General features: G+C 36.8%; 13 protein-coding genes. 11 read left to right on the top strand and 2 right to left on the bottom strand.

Features of this window, described 5'->3' with window-relative positions; all coding sequences use genetic code 11:
- The first annotated feature begins 5 nt into the window (after positions 1 to 5).
- The 7 genes from rbsK to inhA2 all read left to right on the top strand — a co-directional run bounded on the left by rbsK (position 6) and on the right by inhA2 (position 8,054).
- Positions 6 to 902, top strand: a complete 897-nt coding sequence (rbsK, locus tag AB3X49_RS04605) for a ribokinase (RefSeq protein WP_367960699.1) — start codon at positions 6 to 8, stop codon at positions 900 to 902.
- Entirely contained in the window at positions 899 to 1,294 is a 396-nt protein-coding gene (rbsD, locus tag AB3X49_RS04600; RefSeq protein WP_098779609.1) for a D-ribose pyranase, read from the top strand. The genes rbsK and rbsD overlap by 4 nt, the downstream gene beginning before the upstream one ends.
- Positions 1,295 to 1,312: 18 nt before the next feature.
- Positions 1,313 to 2,797, top strand: coding sequence for a ribose ABC transporter ATP-binding protein RbsA (rbsA, locus tag AB3X49_RS04595; protein WP_078185077.1), 1,485 nt, complete (start codon positions 1,313 to 1,315; stop codon positions 2,795 to 2,797).
- A gap of 3 nt (positions 2,798 to 2,800) precedes the next feature.
- Complete coding sequence (locus tag AB3X49_RS04590; RefSeq protein ID WP_098126230.1) at positions 2,801 to 3,736, top strand: ABC transporter permease subunit; 936 nt, start codon at positions 2,801 to 2,803, stop codon at positions 3,734 to 3,736.
- Positions 3,737 to 3,750: 14 nt separating this feature from the next.
- On the top strand, positions 3,751 to 4,674 hold the full coding sequence (gene rbsB / locus AB3X49_RS04585; protein WP_002159286.1) for a ribose ABC transporter substrate-binding protein RbsB: 924 nt from the start codon (positions 3,751 to 3,753) through the stop codon (positions 4,672 to 4,674).
- Positions 4,675 to 4,712: 38 nt separating this feature from the next.
- Entirely contained in the window at positions 4,713 to 5,360 is a 648-nt protein-coding gene (fsa, locus tag AB3X49_RS04580) for a fructose-6-phosphate aldolase (protein WP_000667669.1), read from the top strand.
- A gap of 300 nt (positions 5,361 to 5,660) precedes the next feature.
- Positions 5,661 to 8,054, top strand: coding sequence for a M6 family metalloprotease immune inhibitor InhA2 (gene inhA2 / locus AB3X49_RS04575; RefSeq protein ID WP_367960696.1), 2,394 nt, complete (start codon positions 5,661 to 5,663; stop codon positions 8,052 to 8,054).
- 351 nt (positions 8,055 to 8,405) lie between these two features.
- On the opposite strand, the gene AB3X49_RS04570 is transcribed toward inhA2, so the two are convergent.
- Positions 8,406 to 9,560, bottom strand: coding sequence for an MFS transporter (locus AB3X49_RS04570; RefSeq protein WP_367960694.1), 1,155 nt, complete (start codon positions 9,558 to 9,560; stop codon positions 8,406 to 8,408).
- A 225-nt stretch (positions 9,561 to 9,785) separates the two neighbouring features.
- Here AB3X49_RS04570 and bdhA point away from each other — a divergent pair, with 225 nt between their 5' ends.
- The 4 genes from bdhA (at position 9,786) to sph (ending at position 13,514) form a co-directional block, all read left to right on the top strand.
- Positions 9,786 to 10,838, top strand: coding sequence for a (R,R)-butanediol dehydrogenase (gene bdhA, locus AB3X49_RS04565; protein WP_002114142.1), 1,053 nt, complete (start codon positions 9,786 to 9,788; stop codon positions 10,836 to 10,838).
- A 92-nt stretch (positions 10,839 to 10,930) separates the two neighbouring features.
- Positions 10,931 to 11,275 (top strand): potassium channel family protein, encoded by a 345-nt coding sequence (locus AB3X49_RS04560; RefSeq protein ID WP_002114144.1) that lies wholly within the window; start codon positions 10,931 to 10,933, stop codon positions 11,273 to 11,275.
- 264 nt (positions 11,276 to 11,539) lie between these two features.
- A complete protein-coding gene (cerA, locus tag AB3X49_RS04555) occupies positions 11,540 to 12,391 on the top strand; it encodes a phospholipase CerA (protein WP_367960692.1) in 852 nt (283 codons plus the stop codon).
- A gap of 76 nt (positions 12,392 to 12,467) precedes the next feature.
- Positions 12,468 to 13,514, top strand: a complete 1,047-nt coding sequence (gene sph, locus AB3X49_RS04550; protein WP_367960690.1) for a sphingomyelinase C — start codon at positions 12,468 to 12,470, stop codon at positions 13,512 to 13,514.
- Here the strand turns inward: sph and AB3X49_RS04545 are convergent.
- Positions 13,471 to 14,182, bottom strand: a 712-nt coding sequence (locus AB3X49_RS04545; RefSeq protein WP_367960688.1) for a site-specific integrase, incomplete at its 5' end; no start/stop codon positions are given. The two genes, sph and AB3X49_RS04545, sit on opposite strands and share 44 nt — an antisense overlap.

Below are 14,182 nucleotides of genomic sequence, written 5' to 3'. Positions count from 1 at the left end.
GACAGATGCCAAATATTGCAGTAGTAGGTAGTATTTCAATGGACTTAGTGGCTGTTTCAAAAATACGGCCGAAAGCAGGAGAAACGGTAATTGGTGAAGCGTTTCATACGATCCCAGGAGGGAAAGGGGCGAACCAAGCAGTTGCTGCAGCTAGATTAGGAGCAAATGTAGCGATGGTTGGTGCAGTAGGAAATGATGATTACGGAACAGTAGTTAGAAAAAATTTAGAGAACGAACGCGTTTTTATCGACTATGTGGTACCGGTTACAGATAGAACGACAGGAATTGCTCATATCGTTTTAGCAGAAGAGGATAACAGTATTGTTGTCGTACAAGGAGCAAATGCTCTTGTAAATGAGTCGATTGTAGAGCGTTCAAAAGACCTTCTTGTAAAAGCTGATATGGTTGTTCTTCAACTAGAGATTCCGCTTGAAACAGTAAAATACGTTCTGTCTATTTGTGAGGAGCATAAAATTCCAGTTATGTTGAATCCGGCTCCAGCACAATTTTTATCAGAAGATATTTTAGAAAAAGCGACTTATATTACGCCGAATGAACATGAATGTCGCATCGTATTAAATGATTTCACATCACCAATTGAAGAGTTACTTGCGAAATATCCAAATAAGCTATTGGTGACGGAAGGGTCTAACGGTGTTCGATTCCATAATGGAACGGAAGTTGTTCAAGTTCCAAGTATTGCTGTAGATGTAGTAGATACGACTGGAGCAGGTGACACATTTAACGGTGCGTTAGCAGTTGCGCTTTCTGAAGGAGTAACACTTCAAAAGGCAATTCGTTTTGCAAATATTGCTGGTGGTCTTTCTGTAACGAAACTTGGGGCACAGGGCGGTATGCCAACGAGAGATAGAGTACGTGAAGTGCAGGTGATTGTTGGATGAAAAAGCACGGTGTATTAAATAGTGAAATCGCGGCAGTCCTTGCTTCACTTGGACATACAGATACGATTGTAATTGCTGATTGCGGGTTACCTATTCCTGATGGAGTAAAACGAATTGATTTAGCAGTTGAAATCGGAAAACCTAGTTTTTTAGACGTATTACAAGTTGTTGCTGATGATATGGCAATTGAAAAAGTGACGTTAGCAGAAGAAGTTATTATGAATAATGCAGAGGTAAATAAAGAAGTTGAGATGCGATTAATAGAGCCAGCATTTGAATATGTGTCTCATAAGGAATTTAAAGAGCATACAAAGAGAGCGAAGGCGATTATTCGTACAGGAGAAGCAACGCCTTATGCGAATGTTATTTTACATGCAGGCGTGATTTTTTAATAAAGGGATGTGATAAGAATGCATATTGAAATGAAAAACATTTCAAAAGCGTTCAGTGGTAATCCTGTTCTAAAAAACGCACAGTTTATGATTGAAACAGGAGAAGTCCATGCATTGATGGGGGAAAATGGAGCGGGGAAATCGACGCTCATGAAGATTCTAACAGGTGTATATAAAAAAGACAGTGGAACAGTCACAATTGATGGACAAGAACGAACTTTTAAAAATGCGAAAGAAGCGGAAGAGTACGGTATTGCATTTATCCATCAAGAGTTGAACATATTACCGAATTTAACGGTAGCTGAAAATATGTTTCTTGGAAAAGAGTTAATGTATGGGAAAACGGGCATTTTACGTACGCGTCAAATGAATGCGATTGCCCAGCAGCAATTGGCAGATCTTGGTCTGCATGTGAGAGGTGCTATGCTAGCAGGTGAACTATCGGTTGGACAACAGCAAATTATTGAAATTGCTAAAGCATTAATGACAAATGCAAGCGTTATTATTATGGATGAGCCTACAGCGGCATTAACAGATCGCGAAATTGAAACGCTGTTTATTGTTATTAATAAATTACGTAAAGAGGGCGTTTCATTCGTTTATATTTCACACCGAATGGAAGAAATTTTTTCAATATGTGATGCCATTACGATTTTACGTGATGGAGAATATGTAGGGAAAAGGTTAATTCCGGAAACGTCATTTGATGAAGTAGTTAGCATGATGGTAGGCCGAAGTATTGGTGAACGTTATCCAGAACGAAATAGTCAAATTGGCGAAGTGATTTTTGAAATGCGTAACGGAACGAAAAAGGGGAAATTTGAAAATGTTTCGTTTCAAGTTAGAAAAGGTGAAATCCTTGGTGTCGCGGGCTTGATGGGCGCTGGTCGCACGGATATTATGAAAGCAATATTTGGATATGAACCGCTTGATTCAGGACAAATTTTTATGAATGGGCAAGAAGTAAAAATTGATAGTCCAATTGATGCGATTAGACAACGAATTGCCTTTATTACAGAGGATAGAAAATCTGAAGGGCTTGTGTTAGATTTTTCGATTCGTGAAAATTTAGCTTTACCAAATTTAGAAAGTCTTTCAAAGGGAAGCGTTGTTAATAAAGGTTTAGAACAGCAGTTTACAGAGGATATGATGAAGCTTCTTAATGTGAAAGCAGCAAACGGAGAGCAAGCTGTAAAATCTCTTTCTGGTGGAAATCAGCAAAAGATTGTAATTGCAAAATGGTTAGGTATTCATCCGCAGTTACTCATTTTAGATGAACCAACGAGAGGTGTAGATGTTGGGGCTAAAAAAGAAATTTACTCTATTATGAATAAGCTTACCGAGCAAGGAGATGCCGTTATTATGGTATCGTCTGAGCTTCCAGAAGTTTTAGGAATGAGTGATCGAGTTCTCGTCATTCATGAAGGGAAAATCGGTGGTATTTTAGAGAAAGATCAGGCATCGCAAGAGTCTATTATGGCACTAGCTACAGGGGGAGAGTAAGATATGGCTAAGAAGGGGAATGTATTACAACAACTTGGTTCTTTAATTGGATTAGTATTAATTATCGTAGTAATTACAGCTTTAAATCCAGCATTTATTGAAATTCCAAATTTATTTAATATACTGCGCCAAGTATCGATTAATGCACTCATTGCATTTGGAATGACCTTCGTTATTTTAACAGGGGGTATTGACTTATCGGTAGGTTCTATTTTAGCATTATCAAGTGCACTTGTTGCCGGAATGATGGCAAGTGGCATGGATCCGTTCCTTGCAATGGCAGTTGGATTATTAGCAGGTCTTGTAATGGGGGTTGTAAACGGTATCATTATTGCGAAGGGAAAAGTAGCTCCGTTTATTGCGACTTTAGCAACAATGACTATTTTTCGCGGGTTGACGCTTGTTTATATGGACGGACGTCCGATCACTGGTCTTGGTGATCATTTAATGTTCCAAATGTTTGGCCGTGGTTATTTCCTTGGTATTCCTGTGCCAGCCGTTACAATGATGATCGCTTTTGCAGTACTGTACTTTATTTTAAAGAAAACAACGTTTGGTCGCCGTACGTTTGCGATTGGTGGGAATGAAGAAGCGGCAGCTTTATCAGGTATTAATGTTACGAGAATTAAAGTAATGATTTACGGTCTTTCCGGAATTTTGGCAGCGCTTGCAGGTATTGTCTTAACATCAAGGTTAGATTCTGCACAGCCGACTGCTGGTACTTCTTACGAATTAGATGCAATTGCTGCAGTTGTGTTAGGAGGAACGAGTCTTTCAGGTGGAAGAGGATGGATTGTTGGTACATTCATCGGTGTGCTTATTATTGGCGTACTAAATAACGGTTTAAATTTATTAGGTGTATCTTCTTTCTTCCAACAAGTTGTAAAAGGACTTGTAATCTTACTAGCTGTACTAATTGATCGTCGAAAAGAAGCGTAATGGAGGGGCAATTCATGAAAAAATGGTTACTGATACTCGTTGCATGCATCATGGTAGTTACTGCTGGTTGTTCAATGGAACCACCAGATTGGGCAAAGGATTCTAGCGATAAAGGTCGAAATAAAACTATTAAAGTTGGATTTTCTGTTTCCACTTTAAATAATCCATTTTTCGTCACGTTGAAAAAAGGTGCAGAAAAGAAAGCAAAAGATAGTGGCATTGAACTAATTGCTGTTGATGCACAAAATGATGCAGCGAAGCAAACAAACGATGTTGAAGATTTAATTCAAAAAGGTGTCGATGTAGTTGTTATTAATCCAACTGACTCAGATGCCGTTGCTTCAGCGGTAAGTGCAGCTAATGCAGCCAATGTTCCTGTTATTACAGTAGACCGAGTTGCGAATTCAGGTAAAGTTGTTTCTCACATTGCTTCTAACAATGTCGAAGGTGGTCAAATGGCTAGTGATTACATTCGGGAATTAGTTGGTGAAGGAACAAATGTTGCTGAGTTAGAAGGAATCCCTGGATCGTCTGCTGCTCGTGAGCGTGGGAAAGGATTCCATAACGTAGCTGATAAGTCTTTAAAAGTAGTAGCAAAACAAGCAGCTGATTTCGATCGTGCAAAAGGGTTATCCGTTATGGAAAATATTTTGCAAGCAAATAGCGATATAAAAGCAGTGTTTGCTCATAACGATGAAATGGCATTAGGCGCACTTGAGGCGTTGAAATCTGCTGGCAAAACGGACGTAGTCGTTGTTGGATTTGATGCAACGGACGATGCTGTAAAAGCAGTTAAAGATGGGCGCATGGCAGCAACAGTCGCTCAAAAACCGGAATTAATCGGAGAGAAGGCGATGGAAACAGCGAAAGAAATAACACAAGGTAAAAAAGTGGACAAATTTGTTCCGATTGAATTAGAGCTTATTAAGAAAAAATAAATAAATATAAAATGAAAATTAGGAAGGAAGAATAACAAATGAAATTTTTTATTGATACAGCAAACATTAACGAAATTAAAGAGGCAAATGCATTAGGTGTAGTAGCTGGAGTAACGACAAATCCATCACTTGTAGCAAAAGAAGGCGTAGATTTCCATGAGCGTATTCGTGAAATTTGCAGCTTTATTGAAGGGCCTGTAAGCGCAGAAGTAATTAGCTTAGAAGCTGATAAAATGATTGAAGAAGGAAAAGAGTTAGCAAAAATCGCTCCAAACGTTGTTGTAAAAGTTCCAATGACAACAGAAGGCTTAAAAGCAGTAAAAGCATTCTCAGATTTAGGAATTCGTACAAACGTTACATTAGTATTCTCAGCAGTGCAAGCATTACTTGCAGCTCGCGCTGGTGCGACATACGTTTCACCGTTCTTAGGTCGCCTAGATGATATCGGTCATAACGGTATGGACTTAATTCGCCAAATCGCAGAAATCTTTGCAATTCACGGCATTGAAACAGAAATCATTGCAGCATCTGTACGTCACAGTGTTCACGTAACAGAAGCAGCATTAAACGGTTCACATATTGCAACAATCCCAGCAAACGTAATTGCTTCATTAGTGAAGCACCCATTAACAGATCAAGGAATTGAGAAATTCTTAGCTGATTGGGAAAAAACACAAGAGAAATAATACGAAATGGAGAACCCAAGTTTAATTAACTTGGGTTCTTTTTTTTATTTGAAAGAATTTTCATGCAATCGTGCATATTGTCTTTTAAATTTTTAATATAAGCTATTTAATATATAACAAATCACTCTTTATTTTTCACATTTCGACATAAAAAGATAGAGGGCCTGACCAGAAAACTGGAGGGCATGATTCTATAACAGAAAGCTTATTGCTTATAGAATCATGTCTTTTATTATACAAGGGAGGATAGATTACATATTTTTATCTGAAGTTTAAGATTGATACAAGGGGATGATTAAAATGAGAAAAAAAGCGCCATTTAAAGTGTTGTCATCATTAACGATCGCGACACTCATCGGATGCTCAGCTGTAATGAGTGCTCCGTTAGCATACGCAGAAACGCCCGCAAAAGAAAGTGTGTCTACAACACCGATTGATCATAATTTAATTCAAGAAGATCGTTTAGCGGAAGCGCTGAAAGAAAGAGGAACAATTAATCCAGCATCGTCTAAAGAAGAGACAAAAAAGGCTGTAGAGCAATATATTGAAAAGAAGCAAGGGGATCAGGCGAATAAAGAAATTCTTCCCGATGATGCGACTCAAGAAGCATCTGATTTCGTAAAAAAGATAAAAGAGAAAAAGATGGAAGAAAAGGAAAAAGTAAAGAAAGCTGAAAAAAATGTTAGTCCTGATCAAAAGCCGGAACCAAATAAAAAGCAATTGAATGGGCAGGTTCCAACTTCCAAGGCAAAGCAAGCTCCGTATAAGGGGGCTGTTCGAACTGATAAAGTATTAGTGTTACTTGTTGAATTTAGTGATTATAAACATAATAATATTGAACAAACACCAGGTTATATGTATTCGAAAGACTTTAGTAGAGAACATTATCAAAAGATGTTATTCGGTAAGGAGCCTTATACATTATTTGATGGTTCGAAAGTAAAAACGTTTAAACAATATTATGAAGAGCAGTCTGGCGGTAGTTATACGACAGACGGATATGTAACGGAGTGGCTAACTGTGCCAGGAAAAGCTGCTGATTACGGTGCTGATGGCAGTAGTGGTCATGATAATAAAGGACCAAAAGGAGCACGTGATTTAGTGAAGGAAGCTTTAAATGCGGCAGCTGAAAAGGGATTAGATTTATCTCAGTTTGATCAATTCGATAGATATGATACAAATGGTGACGGTAATCAAAATGAATCTGACGGTGTAATCGATCATTTAATGGTAATCCATGCTGGTGTTGGTCAAGAAGCTGGTGGCGGTAAATTAGGCGATGATGCAATTTGGTCACATCGTTCAAAATTAGCTACAGATCCAGTAGCGATTGAAGGTACAAAATCAAAGGTAGATTACTTTGGTGGAAAAGTAGCAGCACATGATTACACAATTGAACCAGAAGACGGTGCAGTAGGTGTGTTTGCACATGAATTTGGGCATGACCTTGGTTTACCAGATGAATATGATACGAAATATACTGGAAATGGATCTCCTGTTGAAGCGTGGTCATTAATGAGTGGAGGTAGCTGGACAGGGAAAATTGCAGGAACAGAGCCGACTAGTTTTTCACCACAAAATAAAGATTTCTTACAAAAGAATATGGGCGGCAACTGGGCAAAAATTTTAGAAGTAGATTACGATAAAATTAAGCTTGGTGCAGGAATTCCTACATATATTGATCAAAGTGTTACAAAATCAAATCGTCCAGGTGTAGTACGTGTCAATTTACCAGATAAGAGTGTTGAAACGATTAAGCCTGGGTTTGGAAAACAGGCATACTATAGTACAAGAGGCGATGATATTCATACGAAATTAGAAACACCGTTCTTGGATTTAACGAAGGGAACAAATGTAAAGTTTGATTATAAAGCGAATTATGAATTAGAAGCTGAGTGTGATTTCATCGAAGTACATGCTGTAACTGAAGATGGAACGAAAACATTGATTGATAGATTAGGAGAAAAGATAGTACAAGATGATAAAGATACAACATATGGGAAATGGATTGATAAATCATACGATTTAAGTCAGTTCAAAGGGAAGAAAGTTAAACTACAATTCGACTATATTACAGATCCAGCGTTAACATATAAAGGTTTCGCAATGGATAATGTAAATGTAACAGTTGATGGACAAGTAGTATTTTCAGATGATGCAGAAGGACAATCTAAAATGAAGTTAAATGGATTCGTTGTTTCTGATGGGACAGAAAAGAAACAACATTATTATTATCTAGAGTGGAGAAACTATGCTGGATCAGATAATGGATTAAAAGCGGGAAGAGGCCCGATGTATAATACAGGTCTTGTCGTTTGGTATGCAGATGATAGCTTCAAAGATAACTGGGTTGGGGTGCATCCAGGTGAAGGATTCCTTGGTGTTGTTGACTCTCATCCAGAAGCGCTAGTTGGCAATCTAAACGGAAAACCAGCGTACGGTAATACTGGAATGCAAATTGCAGATGCAGCATTTTCATTTGATCAAACGCCAGCATGGAGTGCAAATTCATTAACACGTGGACAATTTAATTATACTGGATTACAAGGTGTTACAACATTTGATGATTCAAAAGTATACAGCAACAAACAAATTGCTGACGCAGGACGCAAAGTTCCAAACCTTGGTCTTAAATTCCAAGTTGTGGGACAAGCAGATGATAAGTCTGCAGGTGCTGTTTGGATTAGACGTTAATAAAGTGAAACTTTAATCAGTGGGGGGTGTCCATCTCCCACTGATTATTATCCCTCATCAATCGGGCAAATAAAAAGCACATTCTTTATATGAAGAATGTGCTTTTTTATTTGTACAGTAAGTTATTATTTTAGCTCATGTAATACAACAGTTGATTCATGTATAGTGTATCAAATTATGTGGGGAAAGGAAATATTTCCGAGGAAATTGTCGAAGTATCGTTAGTATTTATTCAAGTTCTTTTTCAAAGGAAGAAAGTAGTATTGCTTTTATACATAAGTTTATTTACAAGTATTACTTGGTTATATGCGAAAGTAATATATATTAGGCGAAAAAAAGACAATGATGGAATTAACCCATCATTGTCTTTTTTACTTTGCTTCTTACATAAATCATTCCAGCAAATGTTAATAAGAATGCAGTTCCGATAACAAAGCTAGCGCTAGGTGATGCCCCGATTGCTCCGACTGTAAAGGAGCCAGCAACAACACCTAACGAGAAGAATGCATAAAACAATCCGAATGCTTTCCCTCGGTTACTATCTGTTGTATTTTCAACAAGTAAAGCATTAATTGCTGGGAAGAGGATAGCGAATCCAATTCCATAAATCATCATAACGATAAAGAGCATGCCTTTTGTTGCAAATAATCCGAGTAAAGATAACGCTAGTGCCATTACTGCAATCCCGATTAGCATTAGTTTTGAACGATTAAATCGATCGTAAATGCGATTTGTTGGCAGTAAGAAGAAGAGGATAGCGGTAATTCCGAATACACTTAACATCATGCCTGTTGTAGATGCTTTAAGTGCTAACGCCTCAACTTTTACTGGTAACATATAAGTGACAATCCCTTGTGAAAACATTAGTGTGAAAGCACCAATATATGCTTGTAATAACGGTTCAGATCTCAATAGTTCAATCATATCTTCTTTGTTCATCATTTGTGTTCTTGATGTATCTTTCCTTGATACGTTATTTGGTAAGAAGAATAGAGATACGATTGTACCAAGGACCATTAAAATAGAAATGGTAATGAACACCCACTCTATACCAGCTGTTGCTTTCATAATGCCGCTGAAAGCAGGTCCTACAATTGCCGCTGTTCCAACAGCAGCACCAGATAGAGCCATTGCCTTACCTTGCTTTGCTGAATTTGTTTGTTTTGATAAAAATGTAAAGGCAGCAGGAATTAAAAATCCGTCACTAAAACCGTGCATAAAGCGCACAACTAATAGTTGTTCACCACTTTGAACAACGGTGTATAACAAGACTATGAAACTCGTAATTCCCATGCTTATATAAAGGGTTTTTTTTGCACCAAATTTATCAACAGCAGCTCCAGCAATAATATTACCGATCATATTAGCGAATGAGTACATACCGACAACTAGCCCGATAACAAGAGGGGTTCCTCCAAGGCTTTGAGCGAAAGTACTCATAATAGGTAATTGTGAAAATGTATCTAAAAACGCTACGATAACAATAAAGTAAATAAAATATTTCAAGCGATATTCACCTCTCCTATGCTATTATGGCATAATGCTAATTTCAACCGCAATGAAATTAGCATTAACAGATGTGGAAAAAAGTACAAAGTGACAAAATATTGAACGTTATTTGTTAAAAATTAGTGAAAACGAGATTGTTTTTTGAAATATATGGATAAAAGTATTATAATAGATTTGTAAACTTCACCAGGTTAAGTATATACATAGAGAGGGATGTATAAAATGAAAGCATTACTTTGGCATAATCAACATGATGTACGAGTAGAAGAAGTACCAGAACCAACTGTAAGACCAGGAGCAGTGAAAATTAAAGTTAAATGGTGTGGTATCTGCGGGACAGACCTGCATGAATATTTAGCAGGTCCTATTTTTATTCCAACAGAAGAACATCCATTAACACACGTAAAAGCACCGGTTATTTTAGGTCATGAGTTTAGTGGTGAGGTAGTAGAAATTGGTGAAGGAGTTACATCTCATAAAGTGGGAGACCGCGTTGTTGTAGAACCAATTTATTCTTGTGGTAAATGTGAAGCTTGTAAACATGGACATTACAATGTTTGTGAACAACTTGTTTTCCACGGTCTTGGTGGAGACGGCGGTGGTTTCTCTGAATATACAGTAGTACCAGAAGATATGGTTCATCATATTCCAGATGAAATGACGTATGAACAAGGTGCGCTTGTAGAACCAGCAGCAGTAGCAGTTCATGCAGTACGTCAAAGTAAATTAAAAGAGGGTGAAGCTGTAGCTGTATTTGGTTGTGGTCCGATTGGGCTTCTTGTAATCCAAGCAGCAAAAGCAGCAGGAGCAACTCCTGTTATCGCAGTGGAACTTTCTAAAGAACGTCAAGAGCTAGCTAAATTAGCAGGTGCTGATTACGTATTAAATCCAGCAACTCAAGATGTACTAGCAGAAATTCGCAACTTAACAAATGGTTTAGGTGTAAATGTTAGCTTTGAAGTAACAGGTGTTGAAGTTGTACTTCGTCAAGCAATTGAAAGTACAAGCTTTGAAGGCCAAACTGTAATTGTTAGTGTGTGGGAAAAAGATGCGACAATTACTCCGAACAACCTTGTATTAAAAGAAAAAGAAGTTATCGGTATTCTTGGATATCGTCATATATTCCCAGCTGTTATTAAATTAATTAGCTCTGGCCAAATTCAAGCAGAGAAATTAATTACGAAAAAAATTACAGTGGACCAAGTTGTTGAAGAAGGCTTTGAAGCACTTGTAAAAGATAAAAAACAAGTGAAAATTCTTGTTTCACCTAAATAATATATAATAGAAAAGGGCTACTTTTTTTCTATACTGAAAAGTGATAGACTTTCCTTTAACTAAAGGTATTTTTGTTTGGAAGGGGAAGTCCAATGCTTTCATTTATGTTGACATTGAAACGGATGTTAAGAGCCTGTTTACGAGCATGGAAAGATAAAGAGTTTCAAGTGTTATTCGTATTAACAATTTTGACATTAACATCGGGGACGATTTTTTATAGTACAGTTGAAGGATTACGTCCTCTTGACGCTTTATATTTTAGTGTGGTCACGTTGACGACTGTCGGTGATGGGAATTTTAGTCCGCAAACTGATTTTGGAAAGGTATTTACGATCTTATACATATTTATCGGGATTGGATTAGTGTTTGGATTTATTCATAAATTAGCAGTTAATGTGCAGCTGCCAAGTATATTATCGAAAAGAAAAAAAGAGTAAAGCGGTTAATCGCTTTACTCTTTTTTTACATTAATTTAGACAAGTATTTGCAGTAGCTTAACAATACTTTATTAAAATGTAAGTGTATTCATTCATTACGTTTACTATGTATAAAGTTATAGTGATATGAACATTTGCATATTTTAATTTATTGATAGAAATTTTGTGAAAGGTGGGATATTCTAGTCATAGGTTAACCGGAAGACATCATAGGATCCTAACAAAATATGAACAATAATTCAATTATAAAATGGAGGATTTCAGATGAAAAAGAAAGTTCTTGCTTTAGCAGCAGCTATTACGTTAGTAGCGCCATTACAAAGCGTTGCATTTGCTCATGAAAACGATGTAGGACAGAGAGTTGGAGTTATTCCGCGCTGGTCTGCTGAAGATAAGCATAAAGAAGGCGTAAACTCTCATTTATGGATTGTAAACCGTGCAATGGATATTATGTCTCGTAATACAACACTTGTAAAACAAGATCAAGTTGCACTATTAAATGAATGGCGTACGGAGTTAGAGAACGGTATTTATGCTGCTGACTATGAAAATCCTTATTATGATAATAGCACATTTGCTTCACACTTCTATGACCCTGACAATGGAAAAACTTATATTCCATTTGCAAAGCAGGCAAAGGAAACTGGAGCTAAATATTTCAAATTAGCAGGTGAGTCATACAAAAATAAAGATATGAAACAAGCATTCTTCTATTTGGGGTTATCTCTTCATTATTTAGGGGATGTAAATCAACCGATGCATGCGGCAAACTTTACGAATCTTTCGTATCCACAAGGATTCCATTCTAAATATGAAAACTTTGTAGATACGATAAAAGATAATTATAAAGTAACGGATGGAAATGGATATTGGAACTGGAAAGGTACGAATCCAGAAGATTGGATTCATGGAGCGGCAGTGGCTGCGAAGCAAGATTACCCTGGCATTGTAAATGATAATACGAAAGATTGGTTCGTGAAAGCAGCTGTATCACAAGAATATGCAGATAAATGGCGCACTGAAGTTACACCAATGACAGGTAAGCGATTAATGGATGCACAACGTGTTACTGCTGGATATATCCAGCTTTGGTTTGATACGTACGGAAACCGTTAAATATTTGAAAAAGGTCAAATCTCAGCATAGAGTATTTGGCCTTTTTATTACTATATAATACATGGAGGTATGAAACGTGAAAAGTAAATTGCTAAAAGGTGTACTTAGCTTTGGGATTGGTTTAGGAGCTTTATATAGTGGGTCCTCGGTTCAAGCAGAAACGTCTACAACTCAAAATAATACTTTAAAAGTGATGACGCATAATGTGTACATGCTATCAACAAACTTATATCCGAACTGGGGACAAAGTGAGCGTGCTGATTTAATTGGAGCGGCAGATTATATAAAGAATCAGGACGTTGTTATATTAAATGAAGTGTTTGATAATAGTGCCTCAGATCGTTTGTTAGGAAATTTAAAGAGAGAATATCCAAATCAAACGGCGGTATTAGGTCGTAGTAGTGGAAACGAATGGGATAAAACATTAGGAAACTATTCATCTTCAACTCCTGAAGATGGGGGCGTTGCGATTGTGAGTAAATGGCCAATTGTTGAAAAGATTCAATATGTATTCGAAGAAGGCTGTGGACCAAATAACTTATCAAATAAAGGATTTGTATACACAAAAGTTAAGAAAAATAATCGTTTTGTGCATGTAATTGGGACTCATTTACAAGCTGAAGATAGTATGTGTGGAAAAACTTCGCCAGCATCTGTACGTACAAAACAGCTACAAGAAATTCAAGATTTTATTAAAAACAAAAATATACCAAATAACGAGTACGTGTTATTTGGTGGTGATATGAATGTGAATAAAATAAACGCTGAGAATAATAGTGATTCAGAGTACGCATCCATGTTCAAAACATTGCACGCTTCTATTCCATCTTATACTGGACATACTGCAACTTGGGATGCGACGACAAACAGTATTGCGAAATATAACTTCCCCGATAGCCCTGCCGAGTATTTAGATTATATTATTACAAGTAAGGACCATGCTAATCCATCGTATATAGAGAATAAGGTGTTACAGTCGAAATCGCCACAATGGACTGTTACGTCATGGCTCAAAGAATATACATATAATGATTACTCGGATCATTATACATTGCATAATATCAACCCTTTAAAGGGATTTAGTCACAAATTGGTAACGATAATGATAAATCTTTTTCCATAAATGCAACAATTTCCGCCTGTTTTGATGGGTATAAGTGACTATAAGTATTTAGTGTTGTTGCCACATCCGAATGACCTAAGCGCTGGGCTACTACAAGTGGGCTGACGCCTCTGTTTATTAAATAAGATGCATGGGAATGGCGGAATTCATGAAGTAGAATTTTTGGTATTCCAGAAGCAGTAACATACTTGGCAAAACGTTTATGGAGGGTAGCCGTAGTTATACTTGTATAAAATTCACCAAATACAATATAATCATTTTTTATTGGTGCTCCTAATGTAGCATGTTCTTTTAATGTTTTCAATAAGTCTATGATGAGAGAAGGTAACATGATGATACGATTTGATGCTTTGGTTTTTGGGTTTGTAATTTTTCTGTTATAGCTGGTTTTATTAATATCAATCGATTTCTCTTCAAAATTAATATCTGACCATGTTAATGCTAGTAATTCTCCCGTTCTTGCTCCACTATAATAAAGGGTTGTAAAAAAGGCTTGATATAGTAAATCATCTACTACACTAATAAATTGTTTAAATTCATCAAACTCCCAAAAATTTAACCGTTTATTTGATTCTTTTTCAAAGTTACCAGCAATTCTCGCAGGATTACTTGTGAGACCGTAAAACTTTATTGCAAAATTAAAAATTGAGGATAGTACAGTATGAATC

Origin of the sequence: Bacillus sp. C30 (genome assembly GCF_040838255.1) — a bacterium.
Lineage (GTDB): Bacteria > Bacillota > Bacilli > Bacillales > Bacillaceae_G > Bacillus_A > Bacillus_A mycoides.
This window is presented reverse-complemented; position numbering and strand designations above follow the sequence as displayed.